A 14,148-nucleotide genomic window follows, 5' to 3' on the forward strand; every position below is an offset into this window, starting at 1 on the left:
TCGGTGGGGGCGGGTGTGGCGCCTGGGGCTGGTGGGGGGCGGGGCCGTACCGGGGGGTGTCCGTCCTCGGGCCGGCGGCTGGGGTCGGGACAGGAGGTGCTGTGTCCTGACGCCGGCCGCTGCGGGCGGGCACCCCCCGGTACGGCCCCTTCGCGCCGTGGGCGGCCGGCCGCCGGTGGGGGTGTGTGTTCCTGCGGCCTGCTCGGGGGCGGCTCCTGGGGGTGGTGGGGGGTGTGGCGTGGAATTCGTCTATGCCAGCAGGCCCGATGACTTCCACAGGCGGCGGCCCACTCCGCGCAGGACGCCTATGTCGTCGAGGAAGTCCGTCAGGCGCTTGGCGCCGGTCTGCATGATCTCGCGGCGGTGGGCGCTGGCCTTGACCTGGGCCATGGCCTCGCGCTTGTCCAGGCCTACGTTCGTGTAGACATCGGGGTTCACGAAGGCCACCGAGAACACGCGGGCGAACTCGCCGGAGGTGACCCTGGTGAACTCCTGCGACCACCTGGGGGCCGTCACCATCTGGCGGCGCAGTTCCTCACGGGCGTAGCGGACGTGGCGGGCCTCCTCGACCACGTGGATGCGGGTGACGCCGCGGATGAGGGGCTGGACGCGTTCGTCGGGGAACGTCAGGCGCTGCATCCAGTCGAGGACCTCCTCGCCGAGCAGCGTGGCCGTGAAGGAGCCGGGCGTGGTGGAGATCGTCTTGAAGAGGCGGCCCAGGTGCTGGTGGACGCGGCTGACGGGGTACCAGGGGGTGCCGCCGTGGGAGATCAGTCGGGCGAACATCTTGGAGTGGCGGCACTCGTCCTCTATCTCGGTGAGGGCGTAGCGGACGTGTGCGCTGGTCGCGGCCTTGTCGTAGATGTGGCGGACCAGGAGCTGCATGAGGATGATCTCGAACCAGATGCCCAGGGACGCCAGGGCAGCCGACTCGTGCTGGGAGAGCAGGATGCGCTGCTCCTCGCCCATGCGTTTCCACAGCGGGGTGTCGTAGAGGGACACCAGTTCCGGTGGCCAGAACCACTTGCCCTCCTCGAAGGGCGCGTCCCAGTCCAACTCCTTGTCCGGGTCGAAGGAGTGCTTGGCGGAGGAGTCGAGCAGCCGCTGGGCCACTTGCTCCCGGTCCTTGAGCAGGCCGAGCGCATCGCGCAACCCCGCGACCGCATCGGCTTCCGTCAGCGTCGTCATGCCCTTATGAGACTGCCTGTCAGCAAGCCCGTCAATCCCTTGTGCGCAACTTGTTGACCGCGCGTCTACCACGTGTGAGCCTGCGGGACATGCCGACTTTCGACCTGTACGTCGCAGATCCGGGAGACCCTCACTGGCAGGTGCCGGCGACCGGCGCGGCACGTTTCAGCTGGGAGTACGACGACGGCCGCGACCGCCTCCTCGCGCTCTACCAGAAGGGCAAGGACAAGCAGTGGGACGGGCGGACGCGCATCGACTGGGACCTGGACGTGGACCCTTGCGACCCGCTCGGGACCCCCGACGAGTCGCTGTCCCTGTACGGCACCAAGTACTGGGCGAAGCTCACCGACCAGGACAAGGGCGAGCTGCGCAAGCACTTCGCCTCCTGGCAGTTCAGCCAGTTCCTGCACGGTGAGCAGGGCGCGATGGTCTGCGCCGCGCGGATCGTGGAGTCCGTCCCCGACCTCGACGCGAAGTTCTACTCGGCGACCCAGGTCATGGACGAGGCCCGGCACGCGGAGATCTACGGCCGCTTCCTGCACGAGAAGATCGGGATGCTGTACCCCGTCAACGACAACCTGCAGGCACTGCTGGGGGACACCCTGCGGGACAGCCGGTGGGACATGCCCTACCTCGGTATGCAGGTCCTGATCGAGGGGCTGGCGCTGGCGGCCTTCGGCATGATCCGGGACACCACGGACAAGCCCCTGCCCAAGCAGATCCTGGCGTACGTCATGCAGGACGAGGCCCGGCACGTCGCCTTCGGGCGGATGGCGCTCAGGGACTACTACACGCAGCTCAGCGACGCCGAGCTGCGTGAGCGCGAGGAGTTCGTCATCGAGGGCTGCTACCTGATGCGCGACCGGCTGCGGGGCGTCGAGGTGCTGGAGAACTTCGGCATCCCGACCGCCGAGGCCGAGGAGTACAGCGAACAGTCCGAGTTCCTGGCCCTGTTCCGCCAGTTGCTCTTCTCCCGCATCGTCCCCTGCGTCAAGGACATCGGCCTGTGGGGCGAACGGCTCCAGCGGGCCTATGTCGACATGGGTGTCTTCGAGATGGGCGACTCGAACCTGGACCTGTTGATGGCCCAGGACGAGGAGATCGCCGAGAAGCTGGACGCCGAGCGGTTCGCCGTCGAGGAGCGGGAGCGGGTGGCCGAGGTGGCGGACGCCGTCGAGGCGGGGGCGGAGGGCTGAGGGGCCCGGCCCGGCGTCAGGCCGGGCAGCCGAGTCCGTCCGGTACCTCGCCCCGCACCGGCTGGGCCCCCTGGGGCGGGTACGACGTACGCAGGGTGAAGGCGTACGGCGTGGGGCCGTTCGTGCGGAGGTGGAGGAGGCGGGACTCGGCTTCCGCGACCGTCGGGCGGTGGCCTGCGGGGACCCACCACAGGGCGGTCATCGCCTCCTGCACGCGTTCGAACCACTCGCGGCGACGAGCCAGCATCTCGCGGTGGCGGCCCTGGTACATGTACGCGGTCAGGGCGTTCGTGTCGCGCCACATCGTCAGGTTGATGATGAGCCAGGAGTCACCGAAGACGGGTACGGCCGTCGCGTCGCCGGAGTCGTCCTGCAGCCGCCACACGAAGCCGTCGGCCGCCTCGGCGTCGGCGTTCACGGGGTCGAGGTTGTCGACGAAGTCCCTCAACTGCGGTGAGTCCAGCGGGGCCTTGAGGCGGGCGATGTTGACCTGGGCGAGTTCGTAGGCGGCTTCCGGCGCGGTTGATGACGTCATGGGCCGAACGATAGGTCGGGCGGCGAGGCAAGCCCAGGGAACATCTCAGAATATGGGCACATGCCCTCTTTCACAGCCGGGACGACAGCCGCGTGAGGACCTGTGCACCGCCGTCTTACGGGCGGGAAACCCCGCGCTGACCGGCCCGCCCGTAGCCTCGCGGAGCATGACGGGGAATGTACTGACCACCCTTCGCCCGACCCTGCGCCGCCCGGCCGCACTGCCCGGATGGAGCTCCATCCGCGGCCGTATGGCCATCGTGCTGGCCGTACCGACCTGCCTGCTGCTCGCCCTCATCGGGCTCGGCGTCGCCGACCGGGCCGCCGACTGGTCCACCGCCCGGAAGACCGAGACACAGGTCGGGGTGCTGCTGAAGGCACAGGAGCTGGTCCGGGAGGTGCAGCGCGAACGCGGACTGACCAACGGGCTGCTGGGGGGCGAGGAGGGGTACCGCGACGACGTCGTCGCGCAGCGCGGACGCACCGACGAGGCACGGGACGCGCTGCGCACCGCGCTCGACGAGGAGGGCGGCGCGCTGCCCGGTGCCGCGATCTCTGCACTGCGGTCCGCCGACGGCCAGCTGGGCGCCCTCACCACGACCCGCGAGGACGTCGACGCCGGGACCGCCGACCGCGCCGCCACCCTGCGGACGTACACCGAGGCCGTCACCGCCCTCATCGACGCCGAGTCGGCCGGTGCCCCGGACGGCGACCGGCGGATCGCCCAGGGCGTGCAGGCGCTCCAGGCCCTCGCCAGGGCGACGGAGGCCGTCGCGCTCGAACGCGGATCCCTCAACGGGGTGTTCGCGGCCGGGCGGTTCCGGGCCGGGGAGTACCTCGACTTCACCGAGGTCCGCGCCGCCCGGGTGGCCGCTGTGGGGCAGTTCCGGCAACTGGCGGGCAAGGGGCAGGAGTCCGCTCTCGACGACGCCTTCGGTACGGCCGCCGCACGCCGGGTCGCCGGGTACGAGGCGCGGGCCGAGCGGGGGGCCGACGGGTCCGCGCTCGGTGTGGCCCCGGGCCGCTGGTGGGCCGACATGACGACCCTCGTCGATGATCTGCACGCCGTGCAGCGGGCCGTCGGGGACGACGTACGGGCCCGCGCCGCCGACGCCGGTTCCGCCGCCACCCGCCAGCTCGGCGGCTTCCTCGCCCTCGGGGCGCTGATCGTCGCGGTCGCCGTCGCGCTCGCCCTCTTCTCCGCCCGCTCCATCACCCGGCCGCTCGGCGCCCTCGCCGACGAGGCGGACGCCGTCGCGGGGACGCGGCTGCCCGAGGCCGTGCGGCGGATCCAGGAGGCCGACCCCGGCAGCGCCCCTGCCGCCGAGGACGGGCGGAGCGAACTCCCGGGTGGCGCAAGGGAGATCAGCCGTCTCGCCGCAGCCCTGCGCAATGTCGAGGACACCGCCGTCGGGCTCGCCGCCGAGCAGGCCGCCCTGCGTCGCACCAGTACCGAGTCCCTGGCCAGCCTCGGGCGCCGCAACCAGAGCCTGCTCAACCGGCAGCTCGGTCTCATCACCACCTTGGAGAGCCAGGAGCTGGACCCGGACGCCCTCGCGGAACTGTTCGAACTCGACCACCTCGCCACCCGGATGCGCCGCAACGCCGAGTCGCTGCTCGTGCTCGCCGGCGAGGAGTCGCCGGCCCGGTCCTGGAAGGGCACGGTCCCCGTCGCCGACGTCGTGCGGTCGGCCGTGGCGGAGGTCGAGCATTACCAGAGGGTCGCCGCCGTCGACATCCAGCAGTGCGGCGTCCGCGGCCACTGCGTCGCCGAACTGTCCCACCTGCTGGCCGAACTGGTCGAGAACGCCCTGATGTTCAGCCCGCCCAAGCAGCCCGTCGAGGTCTACGGCTGGTGGGACGGCGGTGAATACTGCCTGGCCGTCGTGGACCGGGGGATCGGTATGGCACCGGAGCGCATGGCCGAGTCCAACCGGGTGCTGTCGGGCCGGGGCGGCACCCCGCACACCGCCCCGACCAGGTTCCTCGGCCACCACGTCGTCGGCGCCCTCGCCGTCCGCCTCGGCGCCCAGGTCGAACTGCGTCCCACGCAGGGCACGGGCGTCACGGCGTACGTCGCCCTGCCCGCCGCCCTGATCCAGGAGCCGACGTCAACGGCCGTCCTGCGAGGGTGACCTCAGCACCGCCTCCATCACCGCCCGGGCGACCGGTGCCGCGTCCCCACCCCCGCTGATCTCGCCCCGGTCCGGGTCCGCGTCCTCCACCACCACCGCGACCGCGACCTTGGGCTCCAGATCGCGGTCGCCCTGCGCCCAGGAGACGAACCAGGCGTACGGCGTCCCGGAGTTGCCGAGGCCGTGCTGGGCCGTGCCGGTCTTGCCGCCCACGGTCGCGCCGGGGATCCAGGCGTTCGTGCCGGTGCCCTCCCGCACCACGTCCACCATGAGCTCCTTGAGCTGGACGGCGGTCGACGGGCGCATGGCCTGCCGCATCGGGCGCGAACCGGCCGTCGCGACCGTGCCGCCGCTCGCCCGGGTCGTGCGCTCCACCAGATACGGCGAGCGCACCTGCCCGCCGTTCGCCACCGCCGCCGCGACCATCGCCATCTGCAGCGGGGTGGCCCTCGTGTTGTACTGGCCGATCGACGACAGCGCGAGCTGCGCCCGGTCCACCTTGGCGTCGAAGGTGGACTCGGCGACCGGGAACGGGATCCGCAGATCGGCGTCGTTGAAGCCGAAGGTCCTGGCCGTCGCGGCCATCCGTTCCGCTCCCACCCGCACACCCAGCCTGGCGAACACGGTGTTGCACGACCACTCGAACGCCTTGCGCAACGAGACGTCCGCGCAGCCCTTGGACGGGTTCGTCAGCCTGGTCCTGGTGCCCGGCAGACGGTACGGGTCGGGGGAGTCGGTCGGCTCGTCCAGGTCCTCGACGACACCCGCGTCCAGGGCGGCCGCCGCGGTCACCACCTTGAAGGTCGAACCCGGCGGATACGTCTTGCGCACCGCCCGGTTGAGCATCGGCTTGTCGGGGTCGCCGTTCAGGGACTTCCAGGACCGGGTCACCGACGAGCCGTTGCCCGACAGCACGGACGGGTCGTACGACGGTGCCGACACCAGGGCCAGGACCCGCCCGGTCGACGGCTCGACGGCGGCGACCGCGCCCTTGCGGCCGGCCAGCCCCTCGTACGCCGCCTCCTGCGCGGCCCGGTGCAGGGTGGTCACCACGTCACCCGCGGGATAGCGGTCGCGGGCGGTGCCGTTCCACAGGGGGAACGGCGACAGCAGCGGGTCCGTGCCCGACAGGACGCCGTCCTCGGTCTGCTCCAGGAACGTCGTGCCGTACACCTGCGAGGCGAAGCCGGTCACCGGCGCGTACATCGGGCCGTCCGTGTACGTCCGCTCGTAACGCAGGTGCTCGCGGGTGTCGTGGGATCCGGTGACCGGCTCGCCGCCGACCAGGATGTCGCCGCGCGGCTGTCCGTAACGGGCCATGGTGGTCCGCCGGTTGGCGATGTTGTCGTCGTAGGACGGGGCCTGGAAGACCTGGATGCGGGCGGCGTTCACGAGCAGCGCGACCAGCAGCAGGGCGCAGAAGAAGGCGGCGTGCCGGATGTGCCGGGTCATCGGGCGGCCTCCCCGTCCTCGGGGACGCCGAACCGGCTGCGCGCCCTGTCGCTGAGCCGGATCAGCAGGGCCACGATCGCCCAGTTGGTGACCACCGAGGAGCCGCCCTGTGCCAGGAACGGCATCGCCATCCCGGTCAGCGGGATCAGGCCCGTCACCCCGCCCGCGATCACGAACACCTGGAGCGCCACGATCGAGGCGAGCCCCACCGCGAGCAGTCTGCCGAAGGGGTCGCGCAGCGCGAGGCCCGCGCGGAAGCCGCGCTCCACCAGCAGGCCGTAGAGGAGGAAGACGGCCGCGAGGCCCGCCAGGCCCAGCTCCTCGCCGGCCGTCGCGAGGATGAAGTCCGACTTGGCCGCGAAACCGATCAGGATCGAGTGGCCGAGGCCCAGTCCGGTGCCGAAGACGCCGCCCGCCGCGAAGGCGAACAGGGACTGGGACAGCTGGTTGGGGCCCTCGCCCGCCTCGATCGACGCGAGCGGGTGCTGCCAGTCCTCGACCCTGCTGTGCACATGGGGTTCCAACTGGCCGACGGCGACCGCGCCGAGCGCCGCGAGCAGCAGGCCGACGGCGATCCAGCCGGTGCGGCCGGTGGCGACGTACAGCAGGACCACGAACAGGCCGAAGAACAACAGCGAGGTACCGAGATCCCGTTCGAGGATCAGCACGCCGACGCTGAGCAGCCAGATGGCGACGATCGGGCCGAGCACCCGTCCGGTGGGCAACTGCAGCCGGCGGAAACCCAGGATTCGGCGGCCCGTGTACGCCAGCGCACTGCGGTTGGCGGCCAGGTACGCCGCGAAGAACACCGCGAGCAGCACCTTCGCGAACTCGCCCGGCTGGATGGAGAATCCGGCGATCCGGATCCAGATGCGGGCGCCGTTCACGGAAGGGAAGAAGATCGGCAGGGTGAGCAGGACGAGAGCGGCGACGACACAGACGTAGGAGTAGCGCTGGAGTACTCGGTGGTCGCGCAGCAGGAGGACGACCACGGTGAACAGCGCCACGCCCAGCGTGGACCACACGAGTTGGGCGGGAGCGGCCAGGTCGTCCGGTGTCTCCAGGTCGAGCCGGTAGATCAGGACCAGGCCGAGGCCGTTGAGCAGCACGCCGATCGGCAGCAGCAGCGGGTCGGCGCAGGGGGCGCGCAGCCGCACCGCCAGGTGGGCGAGCACCGCGAGCACACCGAGCCCGGCGCCGTAACCGGCGGCGCCGGGCGGGACGGTGCCGTCCCTGGCGAGGCCGACCGCGCAGTAGCCGTACACGGAGAGCAGGACGGCCACGACGATGAGGGCCAGTTCGATGCCGCGGCGCCGGGGGAGCGGTGCGGCGGGAGCGGGCGCGTCCGCTGCCACCAGGGTGGTTCCGGCCTTGGTCATGTCCGGAACTTACCCAAATCATCCGTCTTGTGTGTCTTATGTGTCAGCACCAGCGCGGCGCGGCCCCGATGTTCTCGATGTACCGGGCCGCTCCCCAGGCCCAGGTGCCGTCCGCGAGCAGGTACCAGAGCGGGTTGCCGTCGACCCGCTGGCCCGGCGTCTTGCAGAAGATCTTGACGATGTCCCCGCGGTGGACGGTGCGGATCACCTGGCTGCCCCGGTTGGGCGCGCTGCGCAGCAGCAGCGTGCCCGCGGTGACGCGACCCCGGGTGAACCGCTGGTCGTCGTGGCCCCCGCCGCCCCAGTCGCCCTGGCCGTTCCCGCCTCCGCCCTCCCCCTGGCCGTTCCCGCCTCCGCCCTCCCCTCGGCCGCCGCCCCAGTCCCCCTGGCCGTTCCCGCCGCCGTCTCCTTGGCCGTTTCCGCCGCCGTCTCCCTGGCCCCCGCCCCAGTCGCCCTGGGACGTGCCCGAGCCGGTCCCGGACCCCCACTCGTCATCCGCGACGGCGGGTGTGGCGCAGGCCGCGGCGACGAGTGCGCCGACGGCGACGGATATGGCGAGGCGAGAGCGCAGGGCCATGGGGACCTCCATGCGAGAGGGACGAACCTGACTACTCGCCACATTAGGAGTCCGTCTGGAGGGTCGCGCGTCACGCTGGGCCATAGGGGCGCAGCCGCCCGCGGGGGCGCGGCCTCAGGCCGGTGCCTGCCGGCGCAGGACGAGACGGGCCACGGCTCCGCCGTCCGCCGCGTTGGCGAACGTCAGCCGGGCTCCGAGGACCTCCGCCTGGCCCAGCGCGATGGTCAGCCCCAGCCCGTGCCCCCGCGATCCCCCCTCGGTACGGAACCGCTGCGGCCCGTGCGCGACGAGGTACCCCGGATAGCCGTCCCCGTGGTCCCGCACCGTCACGACCGGCCCGTCGACGGTCAGGGACACCGGCCTGCGCCCGTGCTTGTGCGCGTTGGCGACCAGGTTCCCCAGCACCCGCTCCAGGCGCCGCCGGTCGGTCTCCACGATGACGTCCCGGGCGACGACGACCTCCGTGTCGGTGCCGGACGCCCGCACCACCCGCTCCGCCAGCGCCCCCAGCGGCTCGCTGTCCAGTTCCAGCTGCTCCCGGCCGGTGTCCAGCCGCGAGATCTCCAGCAGGTCCTCGGTCAGCGTGCGCAGCGCTGCCACCCGGTCCCGTACCAGCTCCGTCGGCCGCCCCGAGGGCAGCAGTTCGGCCGCCGCGTGCAGCCCGGTCAGCGGCGTGCGCAGCTCATGCGCCACGTCGGCCGTGAACCGCTGCTCGGCGAGCAGCTTGCCCTGCAGCGACGACGCCATGGAGTCCAGGGCGGCGGCGACCGCGGCCACCTCGTCCTGCGGCCGGCTCGGGTCCTTCGTGCGGGGGTCGTCCACCCGCGCGTCCAGATCGCCTGCGCTGATCCGCCGGGCCACCCGGGCCGTGGTGTGCAGCCGGCGCGTCACCCGTGTCACCGCGAACGCGCCCACCAGCACCGTCACCCCGATCGCCAGCCCCGACGACCACAGGATGGCCCGGTCCAGGCCCTCGATGGTGCGGGCCTGCTGGGAGTAGTCGACCCGGACGGCGAGGACACGCTCGTCGTCGGCCGGGCCCGCCGCCCACATCGTGGGGTGCCCCTGGTGCTCGGCGACCACCGTGCCCCGGTCCCCGGTCAGCGCCAGGTCCCGCAGCGACTCGGGCAGCTCCGGCGGATCGAGTCCGACGCCCGGCCTGAGCGGGTCCCCGGCCTCGAACGCCGCCGTCGCGTCCTCCAGCCGGGACAGCGCGAGATCACGGGCCTGGCCGACGGTCTGGTTGGTCACCGAGACATGCACGAGGATGCCGAGCAGCGCGGCGAGGGCGCAGCACATCATCGTGATGAAGACGGCGGCCTTGACGGCGAGGGTGCCGGCCCACTGGGGAAGCGCGAGCCTCATGGGGTGCTCGCAGAAGGCGACGGGGAGAAGGAGGGGGAGGGGCGCGGGGTCTTCTTACGGGGTCCGGTGCGCAGCATCTCGTCGTGCGTGAGCAGCATCGCCTTCTGGTCGGCGTCCCAGGTCCACTGCAACCGGTACTCGTACCCGGCCACCTCCGACGGCGAGCGGAGGATCACCGACCGGCCGGCCAGCTCCACGCCGCTGACGGCGTCGTCCCACTCCATCACCTGCACGAGCCTGCGCTTCTCCACGGTGTAGACCCGCACCGCGGTCGTGTTGCCCGGCATCAGCCGGAAGCCCAGCGTGAGGTCGGGGCGCCCGTCGCCGGTCAGGTCCCGGTAGTACGGCTGGAGCACCGGGCAGCGGCCGCGCCCGGCGCCCTCGTCGCAGTAGGCCATCAGACTGCCGGTGCGGTGGTACGGCGCCTTGTCGCCGTCGTAGTCCCCCGGGCTCTCGGCGATCTCCCCGCGCACGACCGCCACCGGGTCCACCTCGCGGATGTCGCCCTCGGGGACGGCGACGCCCTTGACGACCTCCCGGTTCACCTCGCCGACGACATAGGCCGGGCTGGACGCCGGCGTCAGCTGTGGCCAGAGCTTGTCCGGGCTGATCGCGGTCTCCGTCGGACCCGCGCCCTGGAGCCCCCCGGCGTCACCGCACGCCGTCGCGGTCGCCAGCAACAGGGCGACGAGCGCGACGATGCGCGTGGGGCGGCTGCGGGGCACGGCTCTCCCGGGGCTGGGGTGGTGATCAGTCCGTACACCCTATTCGTACGGAAGTCCTTTTTGCGCACCCGGTGGGCGGACGGGCGAAACGGTTACTCGGCGAGTTCCTCCAGGAGCCGGGCGGTCGGGAGCCCGGCCCGGAGGTAGTCGACGAACAGCTCGTTGTGCAGAGCCCACGGAGAGCGGCGGGAGCGTATCAGCCGGATCGCCTGCTCGGCGGAGCGGTTCCGGCGGATCAGCGCGTGGGCGACGACGAGCCCCGAGCGGTTGTAGCCGTGATAGCAGCGGACGAGGACCCTGCGGCCGTCGTCCAGGGCCTCGCACGCGGCTTCCGCCAGCCTGATCACCCCCGCCAGCTGGGTGCCGTCCAGCGGCCCGTCGGGGATCGGCCACACATGGTGCTCGACGCCGGGGTCGGGTCCGTGCCCGGGCAGCCGCAGCAGCGTCTGTACGACGTCGAACTCGTCCGTCACGACGGCGAACTCCAGTTGCCCCGACGGCCCCCGGAACTCGTGCCCGCCCATCCACAGGCCGGGCACGATCTCGCTCCACGGGCTGTCCGGAGCCGGCACGTCGGGTTGCTTCCTGCGCGTACGCAACGGCGCCTCCCCCACCACCCCTCTCGGGGGGTCTGCCCAACTCCTGCCGAGGGTAACCGGCTTCTTGCCCGGGCAGCACCCTGCCTGTTCCCATGGTCAGTGGGGTGATGGTGCATGAGCGGACTGCGCGTCGTACCGACCTGGCGGCACGGTCGGGAACGGCTCTACGTGTGCCTCACGGACGGGCGGAACATCGCCTGGTACGACAGGGAGGCTGCCAGGATCAACCTGCTCAGCGAGGACCGCAGAGAAGAGGTGCTGGAGGCCCTCGGCCCGTTCGTCACCGGACCGGTGACGGTGGGCCCGCCTCCGGTCCCCACCCCGGCCGAGCTGGTCAGGCTGGCCCTCCACCCGGACGACGACCTCGCGCCCAACCGGCCCGGCGAGGCGCTCCTGGTGGACCTCGACCGGGACCCGGGGCCCGCCCACCGGCTGCGTCCCGACCCGCGGCGCCGGGCGCTCACGGCGGAGCAGGCGGTGGGGGAGATCCTGGACCGGCTGGACGGGGCGGGGTGGCACACCCTGCACTCCCTGCCGCTTCCCGGCGGCGACCGGATCCATCACCTGGTGATCGGGCCGGGCGGGCTGTTCGCCCTGCACGCCCTGTACGCCCGCAAGCAGAAGGTGACGGTGGCCGATCCGATGGTCTCCCTCGGCCGCCGCGAGCCGCAGCCCCTGCTGCGCCGGGTCCGCGCCGACGCCGACCGCGCCTCCTACACCCTGACCGCCGAGGTGCGCCCGGTCCTCGCCCTGGTCGCCCCCTCCGACGTGGTGGTTCCCGCGCCGCCGCGGGAGGTCCGGGTCCTCAGGGACACGGAGGTGGAGGGGCTGGCGCGGGTGGGCGGGGTGCTGAAGCCGGCGGATGTGGAGGCGCTGCACGCGATGGCCCGGGACCGGCGGGTGTGGGGCGTGCTCGGCTGAGTCACGCCGGGGCGGGGGTGAGTGCCGGGCGTGGCCGGGGGCGCCGGCCGGCGTCGGGCAGCGGGTGGTGGGTGGGGTCAGGGCAGGGTGCCGGCCCGTGCCGGGTCCAGGAGGGGGGACAGCAGGTCGCCGTAGTCCTGCAGGCGCGGGGCCAGGTCGGGGGCGAGGAAGGTCAGGTTCTCGGGGGAGCGGCAGTCCTCGACCTCCTCCCAGGTCACGGGTGCGGATGCGGTCGGCTCGCGGCGCGCGCGCAGGGTGTAGGGCGTGGCCGTCGTCTTGCGGGCGGCGTTCTGGCTCCAGTCGACGAAGACCTTCCCGGGCCGCAGGCTCTTCGTCATCCGGTGGATCGCGAGCCGGGGCAGCGCCTTCTCGGCCTCCACGGCGAGCGCCTTGGCGTACTCCGTGGCCCGCTCGGAGGGCGCGGGGCGGATGGACGCGCACAGGTGGAGCCCCTTCGAGCCGGAGGTCTTCGCGTACGCCTCGATGCCGTCCGCCGCGAGCCGCTCGCGCAGCCACAGGGCCACCTCGCAGCACTCGACCACCGTGGCGGGTGAGCCCGGGTCGAGGTCGAAGACCAGCCGGTCGGCCTCGCCCGGCGCGTCGATCACCCACTGGGGCGTGTGGAACTCGGTGACGAGGTTGGCGGCCCACATCAGGCTCGCCAGGTCCTGGACCAGGACCATCCGCGCCGGTCCCTCGACGCGCGGCACCTCGGAGGTGGTGACCCAGTCCGGGGTGCCGGGCGGGACGTTCTTGGCGAAGAAGACCTGGCCGTCCGGGCCGTCCGGATACCGCAGGAAGGACAGCGGCCGATCGCGCAGATGCGGCAGCAGGGCGTCGGCGGTGGTGGCGTAGTAGTGCAGCATCTCGCCCTTGGTGAAGCCGTTCTCCGGATACAGCACCTTCTCCAGATTGCTGAGCGCGAGCCGTCGCCCCTCCACCTCTGTGATCGGCGTCATACCATGAGAATTCCAGAAATAATGATGGATGTCTGAGCAAGCCGGGCAAAACTACCGAAAGGGTGCTGCGTGTGCGATCCATTTGGAACGGTGCCATCTCGTTCGGCCTGGTCAGCATCCCGATCAAGGTCGTGAACGCGACCGAGAGCCACTCCATCTCGTTCCGCCAGATCCACACCGAGGACGGTGGCCGCATCCGCTACCGCAAGGTCTGCGAGCTGGACGAGCGTGAGGTCAGCCAGGCGGAGATCGGCAAGGGGTACGAGGACGCGGACGGCACGATCATCCCCATCACGGACGAGGATTTGGCCCACCTTCCGCTCCCGACCGCGAAGACGATCGAGATCGTGGCCTTCGTCCCGGCCGACCGTATCGACCCGCTCCACATGGACAGCGCGTACTACCTCGCGGCCGGCGGGGCGCCGGCGGCGAAGCCGTACACCCTGCTGCGGGAGGCGCTCAAGCGCAGCCAGAAGGTGGCGATCGCCAAGTTCGCCCTCCGGGGCCGGGAGCGGCTGGGCATGCTGCGGGTGGTCGGCGACGCCATCGCCATGCACGGGTTGCTGTGGCCGGACGAGGTGCGGGCGCCCGAGGGTGTCGCGCCGGACACGAACGTCACGGTCAACGACAAGGAACTGGACCTCGCCGACGCCCTGATGGACACGCTCGGCGAGGTCGACCTCGACGAGCTGCACGACGAGTACCGCGAGGCCCTGGAGGAGGTCGTCGCCGCGAAGGCCGCCGGTGAGGCGCCGCCGGAGGCCCCCGAGCCGGCGCGGGGCGGCAAGGTCCTGGACCTGATGGCGGCCCTGGAGAACAGCGTGCGCGCGGCGAAGGAGTCGCGGGGCGAGGCACCGGCCGAGGAGCCGGCGGAGGTCAGACGCCTGGCCCCGCGCAAGACGGCGCGGGCGGCGCCGAAGCAGACGGCCGGGAAGAAGTCGACCGCCAAGAAGACGGCGGCGAAGAAGACCGCGTCGTCCGCCCGGAAGTCGACGTCGAAGACGGCCCAGGGGGCGAAGAAGGCGGCGACGAAGAGCACGGCGAAGTCCACCGCGAAGAGCACGGCGAAGAAGGGCGCGGCCAAGAAGACGGCGTCCCGCAAGCGCACGGCGTGAGAA

Annotated in this window: 13 protein-coding genes; 4 read left to right on the forward strand and 9 right to left on the reverse strand. The window is 72.2% G+C overall.

Features of this window, described 5'->3' with window-relative positions; translation table 11 throughout:
- Nucleotides 1-249: 249 nt before the first annotated feature.
- Nucleotides 250-1,188 carry an AurF N-oxygenase family protein gene (locus tag ACWCPI_RS21940; protein ID WP_451039681.1) on the reverse strand — a complete coding sequence of 313 codons (939 nt, stop codon included), beginning with the start codon at nucleotides 1,186-1,188 and terminating at the stop codon, nucleotides 250-252.
- Between the two features lie 89 nt (nucleotides 1,189-1,277).
- On the opposite strand from ACWCPI_RS21940, the gene ACWCPI_RS21945 reads away from it, so the two are divergent.
- Complete coding sequence (locus tag ACWCPI_RS21945; protein WP_451039682.1) at nucleotides 1,278-2,384, forward strand: ferritin-like domain-containing protein; 1,107 nt, start codon at nucleotides 1,278-1,280, stop codon at nucleotides 2,382-2,384.
- Between the two features lie 16 nt (nucleotides 2,385-2,400).
- Here ACWCPI_RS21945 and ACWCPI_RS21950 read toward each other — a convergent pair whose 3' ends face one another.
- Complete coding sequence (locus tag ACWCPI_RS21950) at nucleotides 2,401-2,919, reverse strand: DUF3291 domain-containing protein (RefSeq protein WP_451039683.1); 519 nt, start codon at nucleotides 2,917-2,919, stop codon at nucleotides 2,401-2,403.
- Nucleotides 2,920-3,085: 166 nt separating this feature from the next.
- On the opposite strand from ACWCPI_RS21950, the gene ACWCPI_RS21955 reads away from it, so the two are divergent.
- Nucleotides 3,086-5,053, forward strand: a complete 1,968-nt coding sequence (locus tag ACWCPI_RS21955) for a nitrate- and nitrite sensing domain-containing protein (protein ID WP_451039684.1) — start codon at nucleotides 3,086-3,088, stop codon at nucleotides 5,051-5,053.
- On the opposite strand, the gene ACWCPI_RS21960 is transcribed toward ACWCPI_RS21955, so the two are convergent.
- The 6 genes from ACWCPI_RS21960 to ACWCPI_RS21985 form a co-directional block, all read right to left on the reverse strand.
- Nucleotides 5,030-6,505, reverse strand: a complete 1,476-nt coding sequence (locus tag ACWCPI_RS21960; RefSeq protein WP_451039685.1) for a penicillin-binding transpeptidase domain-containing protein — start codon at nucleotides 6,503-6,505, stop codon at nucleotides 5,030-5,032. The two genes, ACWCPI_RS21955 and ACWCPI_RS21960, sit on opposite strands and share 24 nt — an antisense overlap.
- A complete protein-coding gene (locus ACWCPI_RS21965; protein WP_451039686.1) occupies nucleotides 6,502-7,884 on the reverse strand; it encodes an FtsW/RodA/SpoVE family cell cycle protein in 1,383 nt (460 codons plus the stop codon). The genes ACWCPI_RS21960 and ACWCPI_RS21965 overlap by 4 nt, the downstream gene beginning before the upstream one ends.
- A 43-nt stretch (nucleotides 7,885-7,927) precedes the next feature.
- Entirely contained in the window at nucleotides 7,928-8,461 is a 534-nt protein-coding gene (locus ACWCPI_RS21970; RefSeq protein ID WP_451039687.1) for an SH3 domain-containing protein, read from the reverse strand.
- A 114-nt stretch (nucleotides 8,462-8,575) separates the two neighbouring features.
- Nucleotides 8,576-9,826 (reverse strand): ATP-binding protein, encoded by a 1,251-nt coding sequence (locus ACWCPI_RS21975; RefSeq protein ID WP_451039688.1) that lies wholly within the window; start codon nucleotides 9,824-9,826, stop codon nucleotides 8,576-8,578.
- Nucleotides 9,823-10,551, reverse strand: a complete 729-nt coding sequence (locus tag ACWCPI_RS21980; RefSeq protein WP_451039689.1) for a hypothetical protein — start codon at nucleotides 10,549-10,551, stop codon at nucleotides 9,823-9,825. The genes ACWCPI_RS21975 and ACWCPI_RS21980 overlap by 4 nt, the downstream gene beginning before the upstream one ends.
- A gap of 92 nt (nucleotides 10,552-10,643) precedes the next feature.
- Nucleotides 10,644-11,150, reverse strand: coding sequence for a protein-tyrosine phosphatase family protein (locus tag ACWCPI_RS21985; protein WP_451039690.1), 507 nt, complete (start codon nucleotides 11,148-11,150; stop codon nucleotides 10,644-10,646).
- 114 nt (nucleotides 11,151-11,264) lie between these two features.
- Here ACWCPI_RS21985 and ACWCPI_RS21990 point away from each other — a divergent pair, with 114 nt between their 5' ends.
- Nucleotides 11,265-12,071, forward strand: a complete 807-nt coding sequence (locus ACWCPI_RS21990) for a nuclease-related domain-containing protein (RefSeq protein ID WP_451039691.1) — start codon at nucleotides 11,265-11,267, stop codon at nucleotides 12,069-12,071.
- A gap of 77 nt (nucleotides 12,072-12,148) precedes the next feature.
- On the opposite strand, the gene ligD is transcribed toward ACWCPI_RS21990, so the two are convergent.
- A complete protein-coding gene (gene ligD / locus ACWCPI_RS21995) occupies nucleotides 12,149-13,030 on the reverse strand; it encodes a non-homologous end-joining DNA ligase (protein ID WP_451039692.1) in 882 nt (293 codons plus the stop codon).
- 71 nt (nucleotides 13,031-13,101) lie between these two features.
- Here ligD and ku point away from each other — a divergent pair, with 71 nt between their 5' ends.
- The gene (gene ku, locus ACWCPI_RS22000; RefSeq protein ID WP_451039693.1) at nucleotides 13,102-14,145 is read left to right on the forward strand and encodes a non-homologous end joining protein Ku; all 1,044 of its coding nucleotides are present in this window, start codon (nucleotides 13,102-13,104) and stop codon (nucleotides 14,143-14,145) included.
- The last annotated feature ends 3 nt before the right edge of the window (nucleotides 14,146-14,148 follow it).

The sequence above is a fragment of the Streptomyces sp. NPDC001920 genome, from assembly GCF_053594495.1.